19 protein-coding genes are annotated in these 22,107 nt (G+C 66.4%); 10 read left to right on the plus strand and 9 right to left on the minus strand.

Features of this window, described 5'->3' with window-relative positions; translation table 11 throughout:
* Positions 1-269 precede the first annotated feature (269 nt).
* The gene (locus tag AC2S9W_RS11145; RefSeq protein ID WP_486570822.1) at positions 270-2,513 is read left to right on the plus strand and encodes a TonB-dependent receptor; all 2,244 of its coding nucleotides are present in this window, start codon (positions 270-272) and stop codon (positions 2,511-2,513) included.
* Between the two features lie 145 nt (positions 2,514-2,658).
* Here AC2S9W_RS11145 and AC2S9W_RS11150 read toward each other — a convergent pair whose 3' ends face one another.
* Entirely contained in the window at positions 2,659-3,558 is a 900-nt protein-coding gene (locus tag AC2S9W_RS11150; RefSeq protein WP_424539195.1) for an MBL fold metallo-hydrolase, read from the minus strand.
* A gap of 178 nt (positions 3,559-3,736) precedes the next feature.
* Here AC2S9W_RS11150 and AC2S9W_RS11155 point away from each other — a divergent pair, with 178 nt between their 5' ends.
* Both AC2S9W_RS11155 and AC2S9W_RS11160 read left to right on the plus strand, forming a co-directional pair.
* A complete protein-coding gene (locus AC2S9W_RS11155) occupies positions 3,737-5,161 on the plus strand; it encodes an aldehyde dehydrogenase family protein (RefSeq protein ID WP_486570823.1) in 1,425 nt (474 codons plus the stop codon).
* On the plus strand, positions 5,158-6,507 hold the full coding sequence (locus tag AC2S9W_RS11160; RefSeq protein ID WP_486570824.1) for an MmgE/PrpD family protein: 1,350 nt from the start codon (positions 5,158-5,160) through the stop codon (positions 6,505-6,507). Before AC2S9W_RS11155 ends, AC2S9W_RS11160 begins: the two co-directional genes overlap by 4 nt.
* A 33-nt stretch (positions 6,508-6,540) precedes the next feature.
* Here AC2S9W_RS11160 and AC2S9W_RS11165 read toward each other — a convergent pair whose 3' ends face one another.
* Positions 6,541-7,101, minus strand: a complete 561-nt coding sequence (locus AC2S9W_RS11165) for a peroxiredoxin (RefSeq protein WP_486570825.1) — start codon at positions 7,099-7,101, stop codon at positions 6,541-6,543.
* Between the two features lie 202 nt (positions 7,102-7,303).
* Between AC2S9W_RS11165 and AC2S9W_RS11170 the strand changes: the two genes are divergently transcribed.
* Complete coding sequence (locus AC2S9W_RS11170) at positions 7,304-7,642, plus strand: YciI family protein (protein WP_486570826.1); 339 nt, start codon at positions 7,304-7,306, stop codon at positions 7,640-7,642.
* Here AC2S9W_RS11170 and AC2S9W_RS11175 read toward each other — a convergent pair.
* Both AC2S9W_RS11175 and AC2S9W_RS11180 read right to left on the minus strand, forming a co-directional pair.
* Entirely contained in the window at positions 7,639-8,217 is a 579-nt protein-coding gene (locus AC2S9W_RS11175) for a cytochrome b (RefSeq protein WP_486570827.1), read from the minus strand. The genes AC2S9W_RS11170 and AC2S9W_RS11175 overlap by 4 nt on opposite strands.
* Before the next feature lie 15 nt (positions 8,218-8,232).
* Positions 8,233-9,039 carry an alpha/beta hydrolase gene (locus AC2S9W_RS11180; RefSeq protein ID WP_486570828.1) on the minus strand — a complete coding sequence of 269 codons (807 nt, stop codon included), beginning with the start codon at positions 9,037-9,039 and terminating at the stop codon, positions 8,233-8,235.
* Between the two features lie 130 nt (positions 9,040-9,169).
* Between AC2S9W_RS11180 and AC2S9W_RS11185 the strand changes: the two genes are divergently transcribed.
* Both AC2S9W_RS11185 and AC2S9W_RS11190 read left to right on the plus strand, forming a co-directional pair.
* The gene (locus AC2S9W_RS11185) at positions 9,170-10,219 is read left to right on the plus strand and encodes a FecCD family ABC transporter permease (RefSeq protein WP_486570829.1); all 1,050 of its coding nucleotides are present in this window, start codon (positions 9,170-9,172) and stop codon (positions 10,217-10,219) included.
* Complete coding sequence (locus AC2S9W_RS11190) at positions 10,216-10,995, plus strand: ABC transporter ATP-binding protein (RefSeq protein WP_486570830.1); 780 nt, start codon at positions 10,216-10,218, stop codon at positions 10,993-10,995. Before AC2S9W_RS11185 ends, AC2S9W_RS11190 begins: the two co-directional genes overlap by 4 nt.
* A 56-nt stretch (positions 10,996-11,051) precedes the next feature.
* Here AC2S9W_RS11190 and AC2S9W_RS11195 read toward each other — a convergent pair whose 3' ends face one another.
* Genes AC2S9W_RS11195 through AC2S9W_RS11205 form a run of 3 tightly spaced genes read right to left on the minus strand, consistent with a single transcriptional unit; the run spans position 11,052 to position 15,515 of the window.
* Positions 11,052-12,113, minus strand: coding sequence for a YncE family protein (locus AC2S9W_RS11195; RefSeq protein ID WP_486570831.1), 1,062 nt, complete (start codon positions 12,111-12,113; stop codon positions 11,052-11,054).
* 1 nt (position 12,114) lies between these two features.
* Positions 12,115-13,281, minus strand: a complete 1,167-nt coding sequence (locus tag AC2S9W_RS11200; protein WP_486570832.1) for an ABC transporter substrate-binding protein — start codon at positions 13,279-13,281, stop codon at positions 12,115-12,117.
* 17 nt (positions 13,282-13,298) lie between these two features.
* Positions 13,299-15,515, minus strand: a complete 2,217-nt coding sequence (locus tag AC2S9W_RS11205) for a TonB-dependent siderophore receptor (RefSeq protein WP_486570833.1) — start codon at positions 15,513-15,515, stop codon at positions 13,299-13,301.
* A 468-nt stretch (positions 15,516-15,983) separates the two neighbouring features.
* Between AC2S9W_RS11205 and AC2S9W_RS11210 the strand changes: the two genes are divergently transcribed.
* The 3 genes from AC2S9W_RS11210 (at position 15,984) to alaS (ending at position 19,953) form a co-directional block, all read left to right on the plus strand.
* Positions 15,984-16,610: a glutathione S-transferase family protein gene (locus tag AC2S9W_RS11210; protein ID WP_486570834.1), complete on the plus strand. Its 627-nt coding sequence runs from the start codon at positions 15,984-15,986 to the stop codon at positions 16,608-16,610.
* Positions 16,600-17,199 (plus strand): hypothetical protein, encoded by a 600-nt coding sequence (locus tag AC2S9W_RS11215; RefSeq protein WP_486570835.1) that lies wholly within the window; start codon positions 16,600-16,602, stop codon positions 17,197-17,199. Before AC2S9W_RS11210 ends, AC2S9W_RS11215 begins: the two co-directional genes overlap by 11 nt.
* Positions 17,200-17,295: 96 nt before the next feature.
* Positions 17,296-19,953 carry an alanine--tRNA ligase gene (alaS, locus tag AC2S9W_RS11220; RefSeq protein WP_486570836.1) on the plus strand — a complete coding sequence of 886 codons (2,658 nt, stop codon included), beginning with the start codon at positions 17,296-17,298 and terminating at the stop codon, positions 19,951-19,953.
* A 63-nt stretch (positions 19,954-20,016) separates the two neighbouring features.
* On the opposite strand, the gene AC2S9W_RS11225 is transcribed toward alaS, so the two are convergent.
* Together AC2S9W_RS11225 and AC2S9W_RS11230 are read right to left on the minus strand one after the other, a co-directional pair.
* Positions 20,017-20,430, minus strand: coding sequence for a holin family protein (locus AC2S9W_RS11225; protein WP_067105766.1), 414 nt, complete (start codon positions 20,428-20,430; stop codon positions 20,017-20,019).
* A gap of 57 nt (positions 20,431-20,487) precedes the next feature.
* Entirely contained in the window at positions 20,488-21,057 is a 570-nt protein-coding gene (locus AC2S9W_RS11230) for a glycoside hydrolase family 108 protein (protein ID WP_076075844.1), read from the minus strand.
* Between the two features lie 70 nt (positions 21,058-21,127).
* Between AC2S9W_RS11230 and AC2S9W_RS11235 the strand changes: the two genes are divergently transcribed.
* Positions 21,128-22,105: an NADPH:quinone oxidoreductase family protein gene (locus AC2S9W_RS11235; protein WP_486570837.1), complete on the plus strand. Its 978-nt coding sequence runs from the start codon at positions 21,128-21,130 to the stop codon at positions 22,103-22,105.
* Positions 22,106-22,107 lie beyond the last annotated feature (2 nt).

Raw genomic sequence — 22,107 nt, forward strand, 5'->3', positions numbered from 1 at the left:
CGGAGGCGATTGTGCTTTCGTAGTGGAGAAGGTTGGAAAAGGGCTGCCGACTCCTACTGATTTTCAACCTCTTCATCCTGTTTTCCAAATAATCCTGCGCTGCGGGAGGAGGAGTTGTTTCGCCTTTTCAGGCTCCGTTTCTCTGAATTTCTGAAAATGAAGTTCCATCATTCACAAGATATTCCATGCGCGAAGCATGAGATTTGGGAGGGAGTTTTGCGATGCTTACCAAAAGCATAATGCTTCAATCGGCCGCACTGGGGCTCATCATGGCGGCACCTGCCCATGCCCAGACGTCTTCGGACGAGAGCGAAGTCGCTCGTGCGACCTCGAGTGACGACATCGTCGTCACCGCGCAGCGCCGCGAGCAATCGATGCTCTCGGTCCCGATCGCGATTACCGCGGTAACGGGCGCCGCGCTCGCCAACGCGGGGGTCAGCGACAGCAGCCAGCTTGCGACGGTCGTTCCGAACCTCCAGATCAACAGCGCCTACGGCAAGACGCAGCCCAATTTCTCGCTGCGCGGTATCGGCGTCGGCAACGAATATTCCGCCAATCAGGCATCGCCGATCGGCGTCTATATCGACGATGCCTATATCGCGTCACGTACCAGCCAGGGCGCCCAGCTCTACGATCTCGAACGCATCGAGGTGCTTCGCGGTCCCCAGGGGACGCTGTTCGGCCGCAACACCACGGGCGGCGCGATCAACATGATCACGCGCAAGCCGGACCTGTCGGGCAGCAGCGGCTATGTCGAGGCGAGCTATGGCAATTATGACACCCTCCATGGACAGGCCGCGCTGGAAACGACGCTGGTCGAAGACCAGCTCGGCATCCGCATCGCCGCCAACTACGATCGCAACGACCCGACATTCAGGAATCTGATTCCCGGCAAACCCAGTCCGAACGGCGGAACGAGCTATTCGGGCCGCGTCCAGCTCCGCTGGAAGCCGGTGCCCGAACTCGACGTGTTGCTGAAGGCCTATGGATCAAAGGACAAGCTGACCCAGGGCGCGCTCCATTCGGTCGGCGCGACGCCGTCGGGAGCCAATCCGATCACCGGCTATACGCGCGACGGGCTGGGTTTCTACGAGGTCGAATATGGCTATGCCGGCAAGCGCCGGACCAACAGCTATGGCTTCCTCGGCAAGATTTCCTACGAGGCGAGCGACAGTCTCACGCTTCACTCGCTGACCAGCTACGACGGCGGCTATTTCCTCGTCGACAATGATGCCGACGCGCAGCCGCTCAGCCTGCTCGATTATACGCCGTCGTCGAAGACCCACCAGTTCAATCAGGAATTGCGGGCGAACCTGTCGACCGATCGCCTCGATCTGGTGCTCGGCGCCTATTACGGGACCGATACGACGCGGACCAACAACAATCTCGGCCTCTATTTCTTCCTGCGCGACCTTGGCGCGCCGCCCGATGTGACGGGTGCGGCGGGCGGCTTCTCGATCAACCAGCGCTATATCCAGGATCGCCGTTCGACCGCGATCTTCGCGCAGGCCGACTACAAGCTGACCGACCAGCTCACGCTGACGGCGGGGCTGCGCTATACATGGGACAAGTCGAAGCTGCGCAATGCGCTCTCCTATTTCGGCGACTATGACTATGAGCCGATCGTCTATACCGTCACCGACCCGGCAAATTACGGTCAGCCGGTGCCGACCCAATATGGCAAGGACGGCGCGCTGACCGGCCGCCTCGCGCTCAATTACGAGTTCGACAGCGGGGCGATCCTCTATGCCAGCTACAATCGCGGCTATCGCGGAGGGACGTTCAACGGCGGCGCCTACGCCAGCGTCGCACAGCTCGACTATATCAAGCCGGAGACGGTCAACGCCTATGAAGTGGGCAGCAAGGGACGGCTGTTCGACGGCGCGATCAGCTATTCGCTCGCGGCTTTCTATTATGATTACAAGAACCAGCAGACCAACGAGGTCATCAACTTCACGGGCTTCCTCCGCAATGCCGGTTCGGCGACCGTCTATGGCGGAGAACTGGAGCTCAACGGCCGCGTGTCGCCCGCGCTGTCGTTCAACGCGTCGCTGGGATTGCTGCACAGCAAATACGATCAGCTCGTGCTCGGCCGCGATGTCGCGAGCGGGACGGTCGGCGTCGATCTGGCGGGGAATGAGCTGCCGTTCGCGCCGCACGTGACCGCCCAGGCCGGCATCGACTGGACGATGGCGCGGATCGGCGACGGCGACCTCAAATTCCTGCCGCGTGTCTCCTATACCGGACATCAGTGGTTCTCGCCGTTCAACGACCGCGAATCCTTCCCCGGCGACCCGATCGGCAACGAGCGTCTGCACCAGGACGGCTATGCGAAGGTCGATGCCCAATTGCTGTGGAGCAACGACCGGATCACCGCCGGTCTCTATGTCAAGAACCTGTTCCAGAAGCATTATTATCTCTACGGTCTCGATCTCAGGACCTTCTTCGGGCTCGATTTCTTCGCGCCTGCCGATCCGCGCACCTGGGGGGCGATGGTGCGCTTCAACTTCTGACGCCTATCGCCTTCTCTCAGCCTGATCGGGCGCAGCCGCATGCGTGGCTGCGCCCGTTTTTTTTCATCCGGGGGTCAAGAAAAAGGCCGTCGCCATCGGTGGAACCGAAGGCGACGGCCGTGCGGGGCGCCGAAGCGATAGGGCGTCAGGGCAGCCGGACGGTCGGCTCGAACTCCAGCCGGAACGCATCTCCGTCGCGCACGACCGTGCCGCCGCCCGCGCCCGTCCAATGCGTGCCGAGGACGAGGCAGCCGTCCTCGGTCGCGTCGGTGAACAGCTTCCAGCGCGTCCTTTTGCTCATTTCGGGGTCGGCATCGACGTTGGTGCCCCAGTCGGGATGCGCGAGTTGGCAGGGGTGATGGACGCAGTCGCCGGTGATGATCGCGCTTTCGTCTTCGGAGCGGACGACGATCGAGACGTGGCCCGGCGTATGGCCGATGGTCGGCGTCAGAAACACCTCGTCGGTGATCCGGTGATCGACCTCGACCAGATCGACGAGCCCGGCATCGATCACCGGCTGGACCGACTCCCGCTCGACCGAGGCGTTGCATTCGCGCCAGGCTTCGTCGACGTCGGGACTGTGGTGGGTCGCCTGCATGAAATCATATTCGACCCGCCCGAACAGATAGCGCGCGTTGGGGAAAGTCGGCACCCAGCGCCCGTCGACCCGGATCGTGTTCCAGCCGACATGGTCGAGGTGCAGGTGGGTGCAGACGACGACGTCGATCGATTCCGGCGGGAACCCCGCGGCCTTCATCTTTTCCAGGAAATCGGTCTGCATCTGGTCCCAGATCGGCGCGATCTTCAGGTCCTTGCCGTTGCCGATGCAGGTGTCGACCATGATCCGCTTCGTGGGTGTGTCGAGGATGAAGGCGTGCAGGCTGAGGCTCGGCTCGCCCTTTTCGGTGATGAATTCGGGGTAGAGCCACGGGATCGCCAGCAGCGCCTCTGGCGTCGCATCGGGCATCAGGCCCGGTATGCCTTCGGGCACGATCTGTTCGATGACCTGACTGATCCTGACCTTGCCGATTGTCCAGCTTTGCATTGGTTCATCCCTCACCCGATCGAATAGGGCCCGTCCGGACCCGGTTGCGCGAGGATAGCGGAGAAAGGTCCGTGCCCGAATGCGTCCGGACGATCCATTGCATATGCGATGAAGCGCGCGGGCCGTTTTGCGCCGCCGCCGAAAGCGATAGGGTCATGCGGAGGGAAAGGATCGCACGATGGATTGCCACCATTTCATTGACGGCCGCGAGGTCGTCGAACCGGGCGCGCGCTATCTCGATAATCTGGCGCCGGCGACGGGCGAAGTGATCGGGCGTGTCGCGCTCGGCGGCGCGGAGATCGTCGACCAGGCGGTCCAGTCGGCGCGCGCCGCCTTTCCGGCGTGGCGCGACATGCGGCCGATGGAGCGCGGCCGTATCCTCGTCGACATCGGCCGCGCGATCCGCGCCCATGCCGCGCGACTGGCGGAGATGGAGGCGCGCGAAACCGGCAAGGTCATGGCGCAGGCGGCCGGCGAGATCGAGATGTCCGCCCAGTATTTCGAATATTACGGCGGCCTTGCGAACATCTTCTACGGCGAAGTCATCAATATCGGTGCGCCCTATCACAGCTACACGCGCCGCGAGCCTTTTGGCGTCGTCGCGACGATCCTGCCGTGGAACGCGCCGCTGAATCAGGCGGCGCGCGCGATCGCGCCGGCGCTGGCGGTCGGCAATACGGTGGTGGCCAAGCCGTCGGAGGAAACGCCGTCGACGCTGGTCGAGGTCGCGCGCCTTGCGGTCGAGGAATGCGGCCTGCCGCCCGGTGTCGTCAACGTCGTGCTGGGCACGGGGCGCGAGGTCGGCGAGCCGCTGGTCGCGCATGAGCGCATTCGCAAGGTCATGTTCACGGGCAGCGTGCGGGCCGGGCGAGAGATCGGCCGGGTCGCCGCGGAACGGATCATTCCGCTGACGCTGGAACTCGGCGGCAAGTCGCCGAACATCGTCTTCGCGGACGCCGACCTCGACGCGGCGGTGGCGGGCGCGGTGCGCGCCTTCACGATGAATGCGGGACAGGTCTGCGTCGCGGGAACGCGGCTGCTGCTCCAGTCGTCGATATATGATGCCTTTCTCGACCGGCTCGTCCCCGCGGTCGATGCGCTCCGATATGGCGATCAGGACGGCGCGGTCTTCGGCGCGACGACCACAGCCGCGCAGTTCGAGCGCGTGCGCCGGTTCCATGATCTGGCGAAGGCCGAAGGCGCGGTGCGGCTGACGCGCGAGCCGCCGGAACCGGCGGCGGGCAAGGGGCTCTTCCCGGCACCGGCAGTCTATGCGGGTGTAACGCCTGATATGCGGATCGCACGCGAGGAGGCATTCGCCCCCATTCTGACCGTGCTGACGTTCGAGGATGAGGATCAGGCGGTCGCGATCGCCAACGACAGCGATTTCGGGCTCGGCGCGGGAGTCTGGACCCGCGACATCGGCCGCGCGCTCCGCATGGCCGCGGCGCTGGAGGCGGGCCAGGTCTTCGTCAACGAATATATGGCCGGGGGCATCGAGACGCCCTTTGGCGGGTACAAGAACAGCGGCTATGGGCGCGAGAAGGGGATCGAGGCGCTGACCCATTATACCCAGCTCAAATGCGTGACGATCCGCATATGAGCGCGGAAAGCCGGATGGCAGGCGCGCAGCCGTTCACTGGCTTACTCGCGCGGTCGATCGCGGGGTCGGGGAACGCGCGTCCGACGGGCGAGCAATATGCCGCCGTCCGCCGCATCCTGATCGATTGGCTGGGCGTCGCGCTGGCGGGAACGACCGAGCCGGTCGCGAAAATCCTCCGCGCCGAGTTTGCATCCGCCGAAGGCGCGGCGTCGGTGCTGGGCGGCGGCCGGGCGGCAGCCGCCGATGCGGCGCTGGTCAACGGCACCACCGGCCATGCTCTCGATTATGACGATGTTCAGCAGTTCATCGGGCATCCGGCGACGGTCGTGGTTCCGGCCGCGCTGGCGGTGGCGGAGACGGTGGACGCGGGGGGCGAGGAACTCGCCCGCGCGATCATCGCCGGTTATGACGCCGCGCGCTTCGTCGGGACGCTCGCCATGCCGGGCCATTATGACCATGGCTTCCATTCGACGGCGACGATCGGCGCGTTCGGGGCGATGGCGACGTCCGCCGTGCTGATGGGCCTCGCGGCGGAAGAAACCGAAAACGCGATCGGGCTGGCGGCGACGCAGGCGGCGGGGCTGAAATCGATGTTCGGGACCATGGCCAAGCCCTTTCACGCGGGTCGTGCGGCGTCGGCCGGCGTCATTGCCGCCCGGCTTGCCGCGCGCGGAATGACCGCAAATCGCGAAAGTCTGGAAACCGATCAGGGCTTTCTCGCCACTCAGGCGCATCAGCCGGTTCCGGCCGACTGGCGGGCGCCGCGGTTCGGGGAGAGCCTCGATCACCTGCTCTTCAAATATCACGCCTCCTGCTACCTGACGCATTCGAGCATCGAGGCGGTCCGGCAGTTGGTGATCGAACGGGGGCTGATCCCGGACGCTTTGGAGAGCGTCGTACTTCGGGTTCCGGCCGGCCATCTCAAGGTCTGCAATATCGAAAATCCGGCGACCGGCCTCGAATCCAAATTCAGCCTGCGGCAGGTCGTCGCGTTGACGCTCGGCGGTTATGACACGGCGGATATCGGCGTTTTCAACGACATGCTCGCCGGCGACGAGGCGCTCGGACGCCTGCGCGGCAAAATCGGCGTGGTGGGCGATCTCGACAGCATATTCGGCGCGAGGACGACCATCAGGCTCGGCGATGATACGATGCTCGAGGCGGTTTGGGACGTGTCCGAAGCGGATATCGGACCGAATGATCTCGACGACAGGCTGGACCGGAAATTTTCCGTATTGGCGACACCCTTGATCGGCGCAGCACGCGTTCGCGAGGTCCTCGATCTTTCATACGACATTCGCAACATCGACCTGGCGAAGCTGTCGGCCTCCCTCCATATCGCCTGAGAAACCGCGGTTCTCACGGCTTAAGTTCGGCGGTCAGCCGCGCTTGGCGTTCCATGCGCGGACCGCAGCCAGCGTCTTTTCTATATGCGCCTGCGGGTTGCGGTCGGTGTAGCTCAGCAGGATGGTTCCGTCGGGTGCGATGACGAACGACGTCCGGTTGGAGATGAGCGTCTGGTTGGGGCCCGGCATGGCGGTGTCGTATTTGACCGCGACCTTGGCGCCCGGATCGGCCGCGACGGCGAACTTGTCGCGGCATTCCGACTTGGAGAATTCCGCCACGCGATCGATGTTGCCGGCGGTCACGCCAATGACGCGGGCGCCCAGCTGGTTGAACTGGCTGTTTGCCTCCGCGAACAGATGGGCCTCCATCGTGCAGCCGGGGGTGAAGGCGGCGGGGAAGAAATAGAGCACGACCGGCCCGTTCCGCAGCGTCTGTTTCAGCGTCAGGCTGAAGGATTTGCCGCCCTGCGCCGCGTTCAGCGTGAAGTCGGGCGCCTTCGCGCCCTGCTGGAGGGCCGCTATGCCCTGCGCCGGAAGGACGGCCAGCAACAGGCCGAGGCCGAACGACGTCGCGATCTTGTTCCGGATTTTCATCTGGCTTCTCCAACTCGAACGGTGGGCGCGCGCCTCGTCCGGACTCTCTTTCGCTCTCCTCTTCGTCGGCGCGTGGCGAAAGGTTGCGACGGGAGACAGGATGATGAAAAAAAGCGGCGGCGTCTACACCGATCATTCGTTTCCCGGCCGCGCGCTCGACGGGCCCCTTGTCGTCGCGACCGCCGCGATGCATCATTGAGCGATGACCAAATACCTCATTTCCTTTCCGAGCGAAGCCATGGTCCTCACCGACGCGGAGTTCCCGATCGTATCCGCCGACGCGCACGCGGTGATCGAGGAAGCCAGGGCCGCCGGCGTCTATGTGTTCGGCGGAGGGATTGCGGAGCAGGTCGCACCCGTGCTGGTCTCCACTGACGGATCGGTGTCGGCCGAAATCTATCCCGGCAGCGGGCTCACGGGCGGCTTCACGGTGCTGGAACTGCCGTCGCGCGAGGATGCGGTCGAGTGGGCGAGGAAGATCGCGGCGGCCTGCCGATGCGCGCAGGAGCTTCGCGAATTCATGTACGACCCCGCGAGCTAGTCCATGCTTGGTTGTAGCGGCGCCGCGGCGTCCACGCGGCGGCCGAGCATGCGGGAGAGCGTGTCGTCGCGCCACCCGAAGCGATGCACCAGAACCATCGCGACGTGCCCTGCGATCAGCGCAAGCAGCGTCCAGGCCAGCAAGCCGTGCACCGCATTGGCCGGGGCGGTCATCCACGCGATCTCCTGTCCCGTCGGTGCTGCGAACTCGATGCCGAACAGCGTCACCCCCTTGCCGCTTCCGGCCATGCGGAACAGCGCGAGCGTGGGCACGACGATCATCAGCAGATAGAGGAGGATATGGCCGATGCGCGCCGCCTGGCCGATCGCATTCGATGAATAGGCGGGGCGCCGCCGCCGGTTGCGAAGCGCCCAAAGCGCGCGGACGACGACGAGTGCAAGGATGAGGGCGCCGACCGATGCGTGCGTGCCGACCCAGAATTTCATCAGCGGGACGCGGCCGAGCACGCTCTTCATGATCATGCCGCCGAGCTGCCAGAACAGCAGCAGCGCCATCGTCCAATGCAGCAGCCGTGTCATCGATCCATAATGGTTGGGCGTGTCGCGCAGCAGCATGTCGGTCCTCCGTTCCTAGCGCCCGGCCGCCGACGCGAGCCGCAGTGCGCGCGGGATGGCGGCGGATATGATCGACGCATGATCTTCTTCGGCAAGCATCCGGTACTGGACGTTCGCGGGGTCGAGGCGGTCCGCGAGCAGCGTCGCCATGTCGCGGGCGCGCGCCACCATCTGCCGCTCGGCACGCCGGCTGCGGACCGCATCGCTGTCCTGCCGAGCGGTCTGCCAAGGCGGCAGTTCCTCCTCCCACTCGCCGACGCAGAGCAGGATGCGATGATCGCCGAGCGGCGCCTGACGCAGGGCTCCGCGCAGGCCGTCGGGGTCCCACCAGATCGACGGGCTGATCGCGGCGATCGCGGCGAACAGATGCGGGCGATGCGCCAGCATCCACAGCGCATGATAGCCGCCGAGCGAATGGCCGAAGAGGGTCAGGCGTCGCGGATCGAGCCGAGCGTGTGCCGCGACGGCGGCGATCACATCGGCCTCGACGAAACGCGCGAAATCCGATGCCCCGCCGCGCGCGCCGAAATCGCGTTCGCGATGGCGGTCCTGCGGGTCGCGGTCGGGCGACGACAGGCCGATCAGGATCATCGGTCCGGTTCCCGTTGCGTCGGGACGGCGACTCATCCGCCGCAAGGCTTCCACCGCGGTCGCGAAGCAGCCTTCGCCGTCGAGCATCAGCATCGCGGGCCAGCCCCCGACGGGTGCTTCGCCCGCCGGGACGTGGAGGTCGACGCGATAGGCCGCATCCCCGCGCGGCAGGCTCAGCGACAGGCATTCGGCGATGCGTGGATCGGTGGCGGGGGTGGCAGAAGCGGTCATGGTCCGATTAGGGCTGGAATTGCGAGCGGTTTTCAATAAGGCGGATGGCATCGATGCGCCGTTCGATCAACCCATGCCAATCCAAGGGAAACAAAATGTCATGATCCGGTCGGCCGGACCTTCTCCGACGATGAAAGCCATGCTGGACGATTATCGGCGCACGGTGCGGCGGCGCGTGATGGTCATCGTGCTGATCGCGGCGATCGCGGTGGCGGCGTTCGTCGTCGATCTGGTGACCGGGCCATCGGGGATGGGCGCGCGCGACGTGCTGTATGGCATCGCCCATCCCGACCGGATCACGCCGGGACAGCGCGCGATCATCTGGGACGTGCGATTGCCTTACGCGATGATGGCGGTGATGGTCGGCGCATCGCTGTCGCTCGCGGGCGCCGAAATGCAGACGATCCTCGATAATCCGATGGCGAGTCCCTTCACGCTCGGCGTGTCGTCGGCCGCTTCCTTCGGTGCGTCGCTGGCGATCGTGCTGGGGATCGGTCTGCCGTTCGCGGGGAGCTGGGCGGCCGACTGGATGGTGTCGCTCAACGCCTTTCTCTTCGCTTTCCTCGCGATGCTGCTGCTTCAGGCGGTCGCGCGGCAGCGCGCGGCGGGCGCACAGACGCTCGTCCTGCTCGGCATCGCGCTCGTCTTCGCCTTCAACGCGCTGACCTCGCTCGTGCAGTTCCTCTCGTCGCAGGAGGCGTTGCAGCAGCTCGTCTTCTGGACGATGGGGTCGCTGTCGCGCGCGACGTGGAGCAATGTCAGCGTGCTCGCGCTCGTCCTGCTCGCCGTTGCACCCTTTTCGCTGGCATCGGCCAGGGCGCTCACCGCGCTCCGGCTCGGCGAGGACCGGGCGCAGAGCTTCGGGGTCGACGTCGGGCGGCTGCGTTTCCTGTCGCTCTTTCGCATCAGCCTGCTGGCCGCGACCGCGGTGGCCTTCGTCGGCGCGATCGGGTTCATCGGCCTTGTCGGCCCGCATATCGCGCGCATGCTGCTGGGTGAGGATCATCGCTATCTGCTGCCGGCCAGCCTGTTCACCGGTGCCGCGATCATGTCGGTCGCGTCGGCGCTGTCGAAGCTGCTGGTGCCGGGGGTGCTGATGCCGGTCGGTATCGTGACCGCGATGATCGGCGTCCCGATCTTCCTGTTCCTGATCTTTCGCAGCGGAAGGCAGGGGGCATGAGCGCCGGCCTCCATGTCACCGACCTGTCGGCGGGATATCGCGACCGCGCGGTGATCGAGCATCTGTCGCTGCCGCCGATCGCGCGCGGCGAAACGATCGCGCTGCTGGGGCCCAATGCGGCGGGGAAGAGCACGCTGCTTCGTGCGCTCGCCGGCCTGACGCCCGCGCGCGGCTCGATCCGGCTCGACGGGGACGAACTCAACGGCCTGCCGCTCGCCGACCGTGCGAAAGCGGTGACCTACATGCCGCAGACGCTGCCGCAGGGGATCGCGCTCACCGTGCTCGAAACGGTGATCGGCGCGCTCGAGGCGTCGCCCACCGGGCAGGGCCATGGTGGCGATGCGGCGGAGCGCGCTATGGCCGTGCTCGGGCGGGTCGGGATCGAAGCGCTGGCGATGCGCGGAATCGATCAACTGTCGGGCGGGCAGCGGCAACTCGCGGCGCTCGCGCAGGCGCTCGTGCGCGCACCGCGCCTGCTGCTGCTCGATGAACCGACGAGTGCGCTCGACCTCAATCACCAGGTGCGCGTGCTCGATCTGGTGCGTTCGCTGGCGCGCGAGCAGGACATGATCGCCGTGCTCGTGCTTCACGACCTGCAGGCGGCGGCGCGGATCGCCGACCGCGTCGTGGTGCTGTCCGAAGGGCAGGTGGCCGCCGCAGGGCCGCCCGAAGAAGCGATCACGCCCGCGGTGCTGGCCGACGTCTGGCGAGTGCGGGCGCGCATCGATCATTGCGAGCGCGGGTCGCTGCGCATGGTGATCGACGATATATTGTAAGGAAGCCGCCCGTTCCGCTTGGGATCGGGCGGCCTTTCGGTGCGTTCGTCAGACGGTCAGGGGCGGATCAGCGTGACCGTGTCGCCCTTCGGATCCTCGACCGGCGGCGTCCCCGGCGCGGCGTCGCGCGGCAGGCCGCGGGCCTTGTTCGTCACATAGACGCTGTTGTCGGCGCGATTGATCGCGATTGTCTGCGGGAAGGTGCCCGTTTCCAGATCGGCGAGCTTTTCGTAAGTTTTCGCATCGATGACGCTGACCGTTCCGGCGCGGCGGTTCGCGACATAGATCTGGTCCACGGCGCCGTTGTAGGCGACGCTGAGCGCGCCTTCCCCGGTCGGGACCGCCTTGATCAGCGAGCCGTCCCTTGCGTTGATCACGCCGAGCACGCCATTGCCCTGGTTGGCGACGAACAGACGCTGCGTCGCGCCGTCATAGGCGACGTTGATGGCATTCTCGCCGCCGCTTGGCCAGCGGGCCTTCACCGCGCCGCTGTCGCTGTCGAGGACGATCACGTCGTTGCTGCTCATGCCGGTCGAGAAGATCCGCTTGTTCGCCGGGTCGAGCGCCAGTCCGGTGAGCGAAATGCCCGGCACCGCGATGACGCGGTCGAGCGTGTTGCTCTTGCCGTCGATCACCCAGATGGCGCTGGGCGTGTCGCTGCCGCGCATCGCGCCGACGACGGTGACATAGACCTTGTTCGCTCCCTCATCGACGGCGACCTGCCGGACATGGGCCTTTTCGCCGACCTTGACGGTTCCGACGACCTTGCCCGTTGCGAGGTCGACTGCCGATACCGATCCGTTGCGCGTATCGGTGCCGTAGAGGGTCTGTGTGGTCTGGTTGATCGCGAGGCCGTAGAGCGGGCTGGTCGAGACGTCGATCGACCCCTTCGGCTGCAGCGTCTTGCCGTCGAGGCGGACGATCGCGCCCTTGTCTTCGCCGCGCGGGCCGACCGCTGCGATATAGATGTCGTTGTCGGCACCGTTCTGCACGATCTCGTAGAGCCCGCCCGGAGCGACCTTGACCGAGCGGTCTACCGCCGGCTTCGCCCATGCGGCCGTTGCACCGGCCAGTGTGACGAGAGCCACCGACAATTTGAAGGCGTTGCGCATAACCATGTCATTCTCCTGTTGAAGCGGGGGAGGGCTGGAGATCGGTCCAGTAGCTTCCGGTGTAGGGGACCGCGAGAAACCGCCGATTGATCGCATCGAGCGTCGCCTGCGGATCGAGATCGCCGAACAGGTCGGGATGGATCCACCTGGCGAGCGCCTCGGTCGCGACGATGTCGATGGGCGAATTGATCATCTGGTGCGACAGGCCATGGACGCGTCCGGCGCGCACCGCCGACAGGCTGGCGATCCCGCGGCGTTCGGTCACCTTCCGCAACGACGCGCGCGACCGCGCCTCATCATATTGCGGGCCTACGACGAAGCCGCCGGCCTTTTCCAGATGCGGGCCGCCGGTGGCGATGTAGACGTCCGGATTCCGGTCGATGACATATTCGAGGTTGAGCTTGCCGAACGGCGCCTTGATCACATCCTCGCCGATATTCCTGCCGCCGACGAAGCTGATATAGTCGCCGACGTTGCCCTTGCCGGGCGAATTGCAGCAATCGGGGCCGTTGCCGGCATGCGCCTCCAGAAACACCGTCGGGCGCTTGTCGGCGGGGATGGCGGCGACGCGCTTGCTGATGACGTCGAGCTTGTCCTGACGGAATTTGTTGTAGGCCGCCGCTTGCTCTTCGCGACCGATCAGGCGCCCGAGCAGGGTCAGGCTGCGCGCCTGGTTTTCGAAGGGGTGCGAGAAGAAGTCGATGAAGACGACATCGACGCCGGCGCCGGTCAGTTGCGCGACCTGCGCGTCGGTCGGACCCGATCCCAGCGAGACGACTGCCGCTTTCGGCGCTGCGGCGAGCACCGCCTCGACGCTGAACTCGTCGGACGAGTTGGGCGTTCTGGGCAGCGTGGCGAGCTTCGGAAAGCGCGCGACATAGGCCTTATATTGTTCGGGGCTGATCCGGTTGACGTCGCCCGACCACCCCGACAGCAGGCTGACCGGATCGGGATGGATCAGCGACAGCGCGATCAGGTAGCGGCCGTCGTCGATCGTCAGCGGCGTCGCGGGCAGCGTCAGGTCGAGCGGACGGTCGCGCAGGTCGGTGAGCGGGGCATCCGCGCCCGCCTTGCGCTTGTCGTCGGACTTGCCGCAACCGGCAAGCACCAGCGGCAGGGCGCCGAGCAGCGTCAGCGCCGCGCGTCGCGACGGGATCGATCGTTCGATTTGCATCCGATGAATCTCCATCGTCACCAGCGATATTGCAGGCGCGCGGTCGCGGTGCGGCCTTGGCCGTAATAGCAGGCCTGCGTCGCGGTGCAGGTCGCGACATAGCGCTTGTCGGCGAGGTTGCGGACGTTGACCGCGAGCGACAGGCCCGAATCGGGTACGTCGTAGCGGAGGAACGCGTCGAAGAGCGTGTAGGAAGGGATCGCGAAGAGCGGGTCGTTGCTGACGAGCCCCCAGCTGTCGCCGGTGTAGCGCACGCCGCCGCCGAAACCGAAGCCGACGAGCGGCCCCGCCTTGATGCGGTAGTCCGCGAAGAGCGACGCCTGCCAGTCGGGAATTTGCGGCAGGGCATTGCCGATCTGCGCCGCGGCGCCTTCGGTCACCTTCGCCTTGATCCGCGTTGCCGTGGCGATCAGCGTGAGCGCGTCGGTCGGCGTCGCGCGGCCCTCGAATTCGAGCCCGCGATAGCGTCCTTCGCCGAGCTGGACCTGACAGGGCGTCAGGGTCGGGCCGCAGCGGGCGCCCGCCGGATCGGCCGTCAGCAGATTCTGCTGCGTGATCTGGAAAGCCGACAGCGTCAGATAGATGTTCTGCCCGGGCGGCTGATAGCGCAGGCCGAACTCATATTGCTGACCGGTCGTCGGCACGAAAGGGCGGCCGGTGGCATTGGTCACCGGATCGTTCTGCAGCGGCAGGAAGGATTCCGAATAGCTGGCGTAGGGGGCAAGGCCGAAATCGAAGAGATAGACGCCGCCGATGTTCCATGTGAAGGCCTCCGCCTTCAGGCGAAAGCCCGTGTTGTTCAGGCTGTTCGACAGATTGTCGGTCGCCCAGTCGTTACGCGCACCGATCGAAAGGCGCAGATTGCCGACCGAAAGCTGGTCCTGCAGATAGAGGCCGGTCTGTTTCGACACGGCGCCGCCATAAATCTGCGGGCTCAGCGCGGCGGCATAGCCCGAGGAACCGCGCGGAACGGGATCGAAAATGTCGAGGAGCGGCAGCACCAGCGTCGGCGCGGCGCCATCGCGATCGTGCGACCAGTCGGTGTGGAAATAATCGACGCCGCCCAGCACGACATGCTCGATCGCGCCGGTCGCGAAGCGCGCCTCGATCTGCGTGTCGGTCGCCCAGCCTTCGGATTCGCCGCGCCCCTGCACCGCGCGCCGCTGAATCGTCTGGCCGGGAATGCAGCCGGGAATGCAGCCGGGAATGTTGGCGGGACAGGCGGTCAGCGTGTCGCCGCCCATGACCACCGCGCGATAGAAGCTGTCGATCTTCGTATAGCGCGTGTTGTTGCGGATCGCGAAGCCGTCGCCGAAGCGATGCTCGAAGAAGGAGGCGACCAGATACTGGTCGCGGTCGAAATCGTTCCAGCCGGGCTCGCCGAGATTGGCGTCGAGCGGGATATACTTGCCGTTCGACGCGTTGAGCGTGCCGCGCATCGGCAGGAACTGGAAGGTCGAAGCGCCCTCGTCGCGCTGATACTGGCCGAGCAGCGTCCATGTCGTGTCGGCGCCGAGGCGGAAGGTCACGCTCGGCGCGATGTAATAGCGCGAGTTCGGCATGTCCTTCGCGCGCGTTTCGCCATGCGAGGCGAGACCGACGAACCGCACCGCGACATTGTCCGACAGCGGCGCGCCGACATCGGCGCCCGCCAGCAGGCGCGCACGGTCGAGGTCTCCGAAGGCCTGACCCTGGAACAGCACCTCGCCATGCGCGCGGAAGGTCGGCTTCTTGGTGACGAGGTTGACGATCCCGCCGGGCGCGGTCTGGCCGTACAGGACGCTCGACGGACCCTTCAGCACATCGACCTGTTGCAACCCGAACGGGTCGAAGGCGGGGCGTGTCCATTGTCCCCCTGCGGGAAGGCGCAGGCCGTCGACGAAATTGTTGTTGCTGCCGAAGCCGCCGGCGCCGAAGCCGCGGACCGTGATCTCGTCGACCCGGTTGTCGTTGCCCTGCGGCTGCGCTTGCACCCCCGCGACATAGGAAAGCGCGTCGGACACCGTATCGACCGCGCGAATATCCATCTCGGCGCGATTGACGACGGTGATCGTCTGCGGATTTTCGATCAGCGGCGTGTCGGTCTTGGTGCTGGCCGACGCGGTGCTCTGGCCGGTGGCGATCACGACGATCTCGTTCGACATGGCGTCGCTGCCGTCGCCGGCATTCGTCTGGGCGGCGAGCGCAGAGGGGACGAGCGCGGCAATGATCAGGCCGGTAAGGCGGGCACGCATAATGGGCTCCTGTGAATGCCGCTCCCATCGGCGGCTTTCTGTCCGCTAATAAGAATTAGTCGCATTAGCAACACTCCTTTGTGTCAAATCATGTCGGATGAGCGTGCCACTTGCGGGCTGGTCGGGCGAAACGGGGCCGGGAGCGGCCGAAAGGTTCGTTCGCGCGCGCGGCTTCGAAAGCCGATGAGCGTAACCTTCGATCTTTCGCCGCTTTGCCGATCTCGATCCCTCGCAGGTTTTCCCATCGCAGACCCGACATTGCTTCCATCCGAGCCCGATTGCGTTCTATGGTCGGTTGGGATTTGGCGTTCGGCGCGCTGCCTCATCCGTTCGTCATGCTGAACTTGTTTCAGCATCCATGGCCGGACCCCTCCTTTTGCGCCGCCTTTCAGGTGAGGGGCAGACCATGGACCCTGAAACAAGTTCAGGGTGACGAAAGGGACAAACCGTGCCGCGAAAGGAGAATCGATGAGCCTGATCGTCCACCATCTCAACAACAGCCGTTCGCAGCGTATCCTCTGGCTGCTCGAGGAAATCGGCGCGCCATATGACATCCGCTTCTATGACCGCGACCCGGCGACCAACCTCGCGCCGCCCGAACTGCTGGCGGTCCATCCGCTCGGCAAGTCGCCGGTGATTGAGGACGACGGCCGCGTGATCACCGAGTCGGGGGCGATCGTCGAATATCTGTGCGAGCGGCACGGCGGCGGGCATCTGGTTCCCGCGCGCGGCACCGACGATCATGTCCGCCATCTCGAATGGCTGCATTTCGCCGAGGGATCAGCGATGACGCCGATCCTGCTGCGCATCTACACCGCGCGGCTCGGCGAGGCGGCGGCGGTCCTCGAACCGCGGATCGTGCAGCAGCTCGACGCGCATTTCGCCTATATGGAAAGCCGTCTCGGCACGAACGGCCATTTCATCGGCGACAGCCTGTCGGCGGCCGATATCATGCTGAGCTTTCCCGCCGAGATCGCGATCATGCAGGGCATGGCGCCGCGCTATCCGAAGCTGGCGGCGTTCGTGAACGCCTGTCACGACCGTCCGGCGTGGCGCCGCGCGCGCGACAAGGGCGGCGCCTATTATGGCTATTGATACTTTTCCCGTCCGGCGCATCGCATTGGCGATCGGCGCGGCGCTGTTCGCGGCCGGCCCCGCGATGGCGGCGCCGCCGCAACTCGGCCCGGAGGTCGAGCGCGATGTCGTCGCGCCCGAAGGCGTCGCCTTCGCGCCCGCCGCGGTCGACGAGGAGGGGGCGATCGACCGCTTCGCCGCCTATGTCGCGGCGCTGGCGAAGCGCGATTACGATGCCGCCTATGCGATGCTGCGCCTGTCGCTGCAGGCGTCGAGCCCGCGGCTCGAATGGGAGATGAACCTGCGCAAGCGCGGCACATTGTGGGCCGACGGGAGGCTGCGCATCCTGCGGCTGAGCTGGTATCTCGACCCCGCAGGGCAGCCGCCCGGCGTCTATGCCGCGTTCGATTTCCGGGGCGACCGGGCGGATGGAACGATGGATTGCGGCTATGTCGTCGTCCATCGCGCCGCGCCGGGCGCCGGCTTCACCATCGTCCGCACCGATACCTCCGAAGTGCCGCCCGAACTGATCGAGGAGGGCGTGCCCAAGGCCGACGTGCTGCACCAGCTTCCCTGCTATCTGGGCAAGGGGATCGCGACGGCTTTCTGATGCGGAGGCGCCTTCCGTCGAACCGGCGGAAGGCCGATAATCGTGCGGACCACTAATCACCTTGTCGCACCGTGCCAAAATCCCTAATTCGCGCGCATGACATCGACCAACGACATCCGCCGCTCCTTCCTCGACTATTTCGCGGGCGAAGGGCACCATATCGAACCGTCGGCGCCGCTGGTGCCGTTCAACGACCCGACGCTGATGTTCGTCAACGCCGGGATGGTGCCGTTCAAGAATGTCTTCACGGGGCTGGAGAAGAAGCCCTACAGCACCGCGGCTTCGTCGCAGAAGTGCGTCCGCGCGGGCGGCAAGCACAACGACCTCGACAATGTCGGCTATACCGCGCGCCATCACACTTTCTTCGAGATGCTGGGGAATTTCTCGTTCGGCGACTATTTCAAGGAACAGGCGATCCACCATGCCTGGACCCTCGTCCACAAGACGTGGGGCCTGCCCGCCGACAAGCTGACCGCCACCGTCTACCACACCGACGACGAGGCGTTCGACCTGTGGCGCAAGATTTCGGGGCTGCCCGAGGAACGGATCATCCGCATCCCGACCAGCGACAATTTCTGGTCGATGGGCGATACCGGGCCGTGCGGGCCGTGCAGCGAAATCTTCTATGATCATGGCGACCATATCTGGGGCGGCCCGCCGGGATCGGCCGAAGAGGACGGCGACCGTTTCATCGAGATCTGGAACCTGGTGTTCATGCAATATGAACAGCTGCCGGGCGGCGAGCGCGTCGACCTGCCGCGGCCCAGCATCGACACCGGCATGGGACTGGAACGTCTTGCGGCGGTGCTGCAGGGCGTCCACGACAATTACGACATCGACACCTTCCGGGCGCTGATCGCCGCGTCGGTCGACCTGACCGGCGTTCCGGCCGAGGGCGCGACGCAGGCCAGCCACCGCGTGATCGCCGATCACCTGCGCGCGTCGAGTTTCCTGATCGCCGACGGCGTGCTGCCGTCGAACGAGGGGCGCGGCTACGTGCTGCGGCGTATCATGCGCCGCGCGATGCGCCACGCGCACCTGCTCGGCGCGCGGGACCCGCTGATGCACCGGCTGCTGCCGGCGCTGACCACCGAGATGGGCGCCGCCTATCCCGAACTGATCCGCGCGCAGGCGCTGATCTGCGAAACGCTCGAGCGCGAGGAGATCAAGTTCCGCCAGACGCTCGACAAGGGGCTGCGGCTGCTCGACGAGGCGACGGTGGGAATGGCCAAGGGCGCGACGCTGCCTGGCGACGTCGCCTTCAAGCTCTACGACACCTATGGCTTCCCGTACGACCTGACCGAGGATGCGCTGCGCGCAGAGGGCATCGCGGTCGACCGTGCGGGTTTCGACGCCGCGATGGCGCAGCAGAAGGCGGCGGCGCGCGCGGCGTGGAAAGGCAGCGGCGAAAAGGCGTCGGACGAAATCTGGTTCGACCTCGCCGAAGCGAACGGCGGCACCGAATTCACCGGCTACACCTCGACCGAGGGCGAGGGCGAGGTAATCGCGCTCGTTCGCGACGGCGTTCCGGTCGAAGAGGCGAAGGCGGGCGACACCGTCGTCGTGCTCACCAACCAGACGCCCTTCTATGGCGAAAGCGGCGGCCAGATGGGCGACGCCGGAACGATCGACACGCTGGGCGGCGCAAAGGCGACGGTGCGCGACACGAGCAAGCCGCTCGGCCGGCTGCACGCGCACCAGGCGACGCTCGAGGCGGGCAGCTTCAAGGTCGGCGACACGGTGCGGCTGAGCGTCGATGCCGCGCGCCGCGACCGCATCCGCGCCAATCACAGCGCGACGCACCTGCTGCACGCGGCGCTCCGCAACCGGCTGGGCGCGCACGTCACGCAGAAGGGCAGTCTCGTCGCCGAGGATCGCTTCCGCTTCGACTTCTCGCACCCCAAGGCGCTGACCGCCGAGGAGATCGCCGACGTCGAGGCGCAGGTGAATGCGCATATCCGCGCCAACGAGCCGGTGTCGACGCGCCTGATGACCCCCGACGATGCGATCGCGGCGGGTGCGATGGCGCTGTTCGGCGAAAAATATGGCGACGAGGTGCGCGTGCTCAGCATGGGCAAGGCCGACGACCGCAGCTATTCGGTCGAACTGTGCGGCGGCACCCACGTCCGCGCGCTCGGCGACATCGCCCTGTTCAAGATCGTTAGCGAAAGCGCGGTATCTTCCGGCGTGCGGCGCATCGAGGCGCTAACCGGCGAAGCGGCGCGCCAGTGGCTGATCGGCCGCGACGAGGCGCTGAAGGCGGCGGCGGCGGCGCTCAAGACCGCGCCCGACGAAGTGCCCGTGCGCGCCGCGGCGATGGCCGAGGCGCTCCGGAAGGCGGAGCGTGAGCTGGCCGAGGCAAAGAAAGCGCTCGCGCTCGGCGGTAGCGGCGGCGGCGGCGCGGCAAGTGGCGGCCCGGCGATCGAAGAGGTCGGCGGCACGAAGTTCCTGGCGCAGGTCGTCGACGGGCTCGACCCCAAGGGGCTGCGCGGCGCGGTCGACGACATGAAGAAACAGGTCGGCAGCGGCGTCGCGATGCTCGTCGCGGTCAACGACGGACGCGCCTCGGTCGCGGTCGGCGTGACCGACGATCAGGCGGGCGACTGCAGCGCGGTCGACCTCGTCAAGATGGCGGTGGCGGCGCTCGGCGGGCAGGGCGGCGGCGGCCGTCCCGACATGGCGCAGGGCGGCGGCCCCGACGGCGCCGCGGCCGAAGCCGCGGTCGCGGCGGTCAAGGCCGCGCTGGCGGGGTAGTTCGCGTGTCACGCGCCTGATCCCCTCCCGCTTGCGGGAGGGGAGGCAGTCTACCCCAGGCGATCAGCCTTCGATCCCCTTGGCTTTGCCCCATGCTCTTGCGGCGGTGTAGCCTAGGTAGCCCGTGCCGAAGAGCGCGTAGAGCGATTCGGGGATGCCGGCGAGATAGGCGTTCATGCCGTCGGCGATGCCCTGGGCCATCTCCGGCCGTGCTGCGGCGATCAGCCCCATCGGGATCGCCCACAGCAGCAGCGCATACATGACGTAGAGGAAGCTGGGCCGCGCGCGGCTGGTCCACGGGTCGGCGCTGTTGGCCTCGGCGATGATCGCGCTCATCCGGGTGCGGATCGTTTCCAGTTCCTGGCTGCCTTCGAGTTTCAGCAGTTCGAGCTTGGCGCGGTCGCGCGCCTCCGGGTCGGGGATGATCTTGTCGATCAGGCCCGCGACGGGACCGATCAGCCCTTCGAAGATGCTCATGTCGATTGTTCCTTTCCGCTAGAGAATCCGTGCAACTTCACTGTGAAACACATCGGGTCAGTTCTGCCCGATGCGGTTGGCGAGCCAGCCGTAGAGAAAGGCTTCCTGGCTCGGGCGGCGTTCGGCGAGCGCGATGTAGCGTTCGCCCTGCAGCGCCTCCATCGCGCGGAGCAGGATGGTCTCGCCGCCCTTGCCGCGCGCGGCGAGAAAGCCGTCGAGCGCCGACAGGGTGCGCGGGCCGATCAGCCGGTCGACCGCGATATCGGGATAATCGCGCGCCCCACGGTTGAGCGCGTTGAGCGCGCGCTGGAGAAAGCCCGTCGCGGTCGCGGTGCCCATGTTGACGCCGGTGTCGAACAGTTCGGCCGCGATCCGCGGTGCACGCAGCGCGACCCGGTCGAAACGCGGTTGCAGCCAATAGCGGCGGCGATAGATGGCGGCGGCCACCGTGCGCGGCAGCGCGCGCATGTCCCCGGCATAGCCCTCGGCGCGCGCGACCGCTTCGGTGATTCCCCAGCAGGTCGGGCCGCCGCGGTCGGCCGGGTGGTTTACATATCGGCCTTCGCGGTCGATGACGGCATCGATCAGGGTGTCGGCATCGCAGGTCGATGGATCGGCATTCGGCATGTTTCACTCCTGTGGTTTGTAGAAGTAATAAAACGAACCATATAGGAATAATGTAGGAAAGGCTTTTTTGATGCGTGCGTTGCAGGTTCGCGAACTGCTGCCCGATCATGCCGGCGTCGCGCTTGCCGACCTGCCGGTGCCGCAGCCGGGTCCGGGCGAGGTGCGGGTGCGGGTGCGCGCGGCGGCGGTCAATTTCCCCGACCTGCTGATGACGCGCGGCGCCTATCAGCTCAAACCCGACCTGCCCTTCGTTCCGGGGCTCGAATTCGCGGGCGAGGTCGATGCCGTCGGCGAGGGGGTGACGGCATGGCGCGCGGGCGACGCGGTGGTCGGCGGCAACCGTTTCGGCGCGATGGCCGAACATATCGTCGCCCCGGCCGCCGCGCTGCGGCCGAAGCCCGACCGGCTGGGATGGGAGGCGGCCGCCGCCTGTCCGGTCGCCTATCTGACCGCCTATGTCGCGCTCGTTCGCTGCGCGCGCGTCGAGCCCGGCGACTGGGTGCTGGTGCACGGTGCGGCGGGCGGAGTCGGGCTGGCGACAGTCGACCTCGCGAAGGCGCTCGGCGCGCGCGTGATCGCGGCGGCGAGCAGCGAAGCCAAGCGCGCGGCAATCGCGCGCCTCTATGCCCCCGATGCGCTGATCGCCGCCGATCCGGGGTTCCGCGACACGGTGAAGGCGCTGACCGGCGGGGTCGGCGCCGACGTGATCTTCGACCCGGTGGGCGGCGACGTGTTCGACGAATCGACGCGCTGCATCGCCTTTGGCGGACGCCTGCTGGTGGTCGGTTTCGCGTCGGGCCGCATTCCCGCAGTTTCGGCGAACATCCCGCTGATCAAGGGGTTTTCGGTCATCGGCGTGCGCGCCGGCGAATATGGCCGCCGCTTTCCCGAGCGGGGGGTCGAGAATATCGCCGCGGTCGACCGGCTGGCGGCCGAGGGAACGATCCGCCCGCACGTCCACGCCGCGCTCGACCTTGCCGACTGGCGCGAGGCTTTCGCGATGCTCGAACGGCGCGAGGTGATCGGAAAGGTCGTGCTGCGGCCGTGAAG

It is taken from the genome of Sphingopyxis sp. 550B (assembly GCF_057401805.1).

Excerpts from the sequence above, each read along its gene's own strand:
- AC2S9W_RS11145 (WP_486570822.1), top strand. The coding sequence starts at position 270 with ATGGCGGCACCTGCCCATGCCCAGACGTCTTCGGACGAGAGCGAAGTC.
- AC2S9W_RS11150 (WP_424539195.1), bottom strand. The coding sequence starts at position 3,558 with ATGCAAAGCTGGACAATCGGCAAGGTCAGGATCAGTCAGGTCATCGAA.
- AC2S9W_RS11155 (WP_486570823.1), top strand. The coding sequence starts at position 3,737 with ATGGATTGCCACCATTTCATTGACGGCCGCGAGGTCGTCGAACCGGGC.
- AC2S9W_RS11160 (WP_486570824.1), top strand. The coding sequence starts at position 5,158 with ATGAGCGCGGAAAGCCGGATGGCAGGCGCGCAGCCGTTCACTGGCTTA.
- AC2S9W_RS11165 (WP_486570825.1), bottom strand. The coding sequence starts at position 7,101 with ATGAAAATCCGGAACAAGATCGCGACGTCGTTCGGCCTCGGCCTGTTG.
- AC2S9W_RS11170 (WP_486570826.1), top strand. The coding sequence starts at position 7,304 with ATGACCAAATACCTCATTTCCTTTCCGAGCGAAGCCATGGTCCTCACC.
- AC2S9W_RS11175 (WP_486570827.1), bottom strand. The coding sequence starts at position 8,217 with ATGCTGCTGCGCGACACGCCCAACCATTATGGATCGATGACACGGCTG.
- AC2S9W_RS11180 (WP_486570828.1), bottom strand. The coding sequence starts at position 9,039 with ATGACCGCTTCTGCCACCCCCGCCACCGATCCACGCATCGCCGAATGC.
- AC2S9W_RS11185 (WP_486570829.1), top strand. The coding sequence starts at position 9,170 with ATGAAAGCCATGCTGGACGATTATCGGCGCACGGTGCGGCGGCGCGTG.
- AC2S9W_RS11190 (WP_486570830.1), top strand. The coding sequence starts at position 10,216 with ATGAGCGCCGGCCTCCATGTCACCGACCTGTCGGCGGGATATCGCGAC.
- AC2S9W_RS11195 (WP_486570831.1), bottom strand. The coding sequence starts at position 12,113 with ATGGTTATGCGCAACGCCTTCAAATTGTCGGTGGCTCTCGTCACACTG.
- AC2S9W_RS11200 (WP_486570832.1), bottom strand. The coding sequence starts at position 13,281 with ATGCAAATCGAACGATCGATCCCGTCGCGACGCGCGGCGCTGACGCTG.
- AC2S9W_RS11205 (WP_486570833.1), bottom strand. The coding sequence starts at position 15,515 with ATGCGTGCCCGCCTTACCGGCCTGATCATTGCCGCGCTCGTCCCCTCT.
- AC2S9W_RS11210 (WP_486570834.1), top strand. The coding sequence starts at position 15,984 with ATGAGCCTGATCGTCCACCATCTCAACAACAGCCGTTCGCAGCGTATC.
- AC2S9W_RS11215 (WP_486570835.1), top strand. The coding sequence starts at position 16,600 with ATGGCTATTGATACTTTTCCCGTCCGGCGCATCGCATTGGCGATCGGC.
- alaS (WP_486570836.1), top strand. The coding sequence starts at position 17,296 with ATGACATCGACCAACGACATCCGCCGCTCCTTCCTCGACTATTTCGCG.
- AC2S9W_RS11225 (WP_067105766.1), bottom strand. The coding sequence starts at position 20,430 with ATGAGCATCTTCGAAGGGCTGATCGGTCCCGTCGCGGGCCTGATCGAC.
- AC2S9W_RS11230 (WP_076075844.1), bottom strand. The coding sequence starts at position 21,057 with ATGCCGAATGCCGATCCATCGACCTGCGATGCCGACACCCTGATCGAT.
- AC2S9W_RS11235 (WP_486570837.1), top strand. The coding sequence starts at position 21,128 with ATGCGTGCGTTGCAGGTTCGCGAACTGCTGCCCGATCATGCCGGCGTC.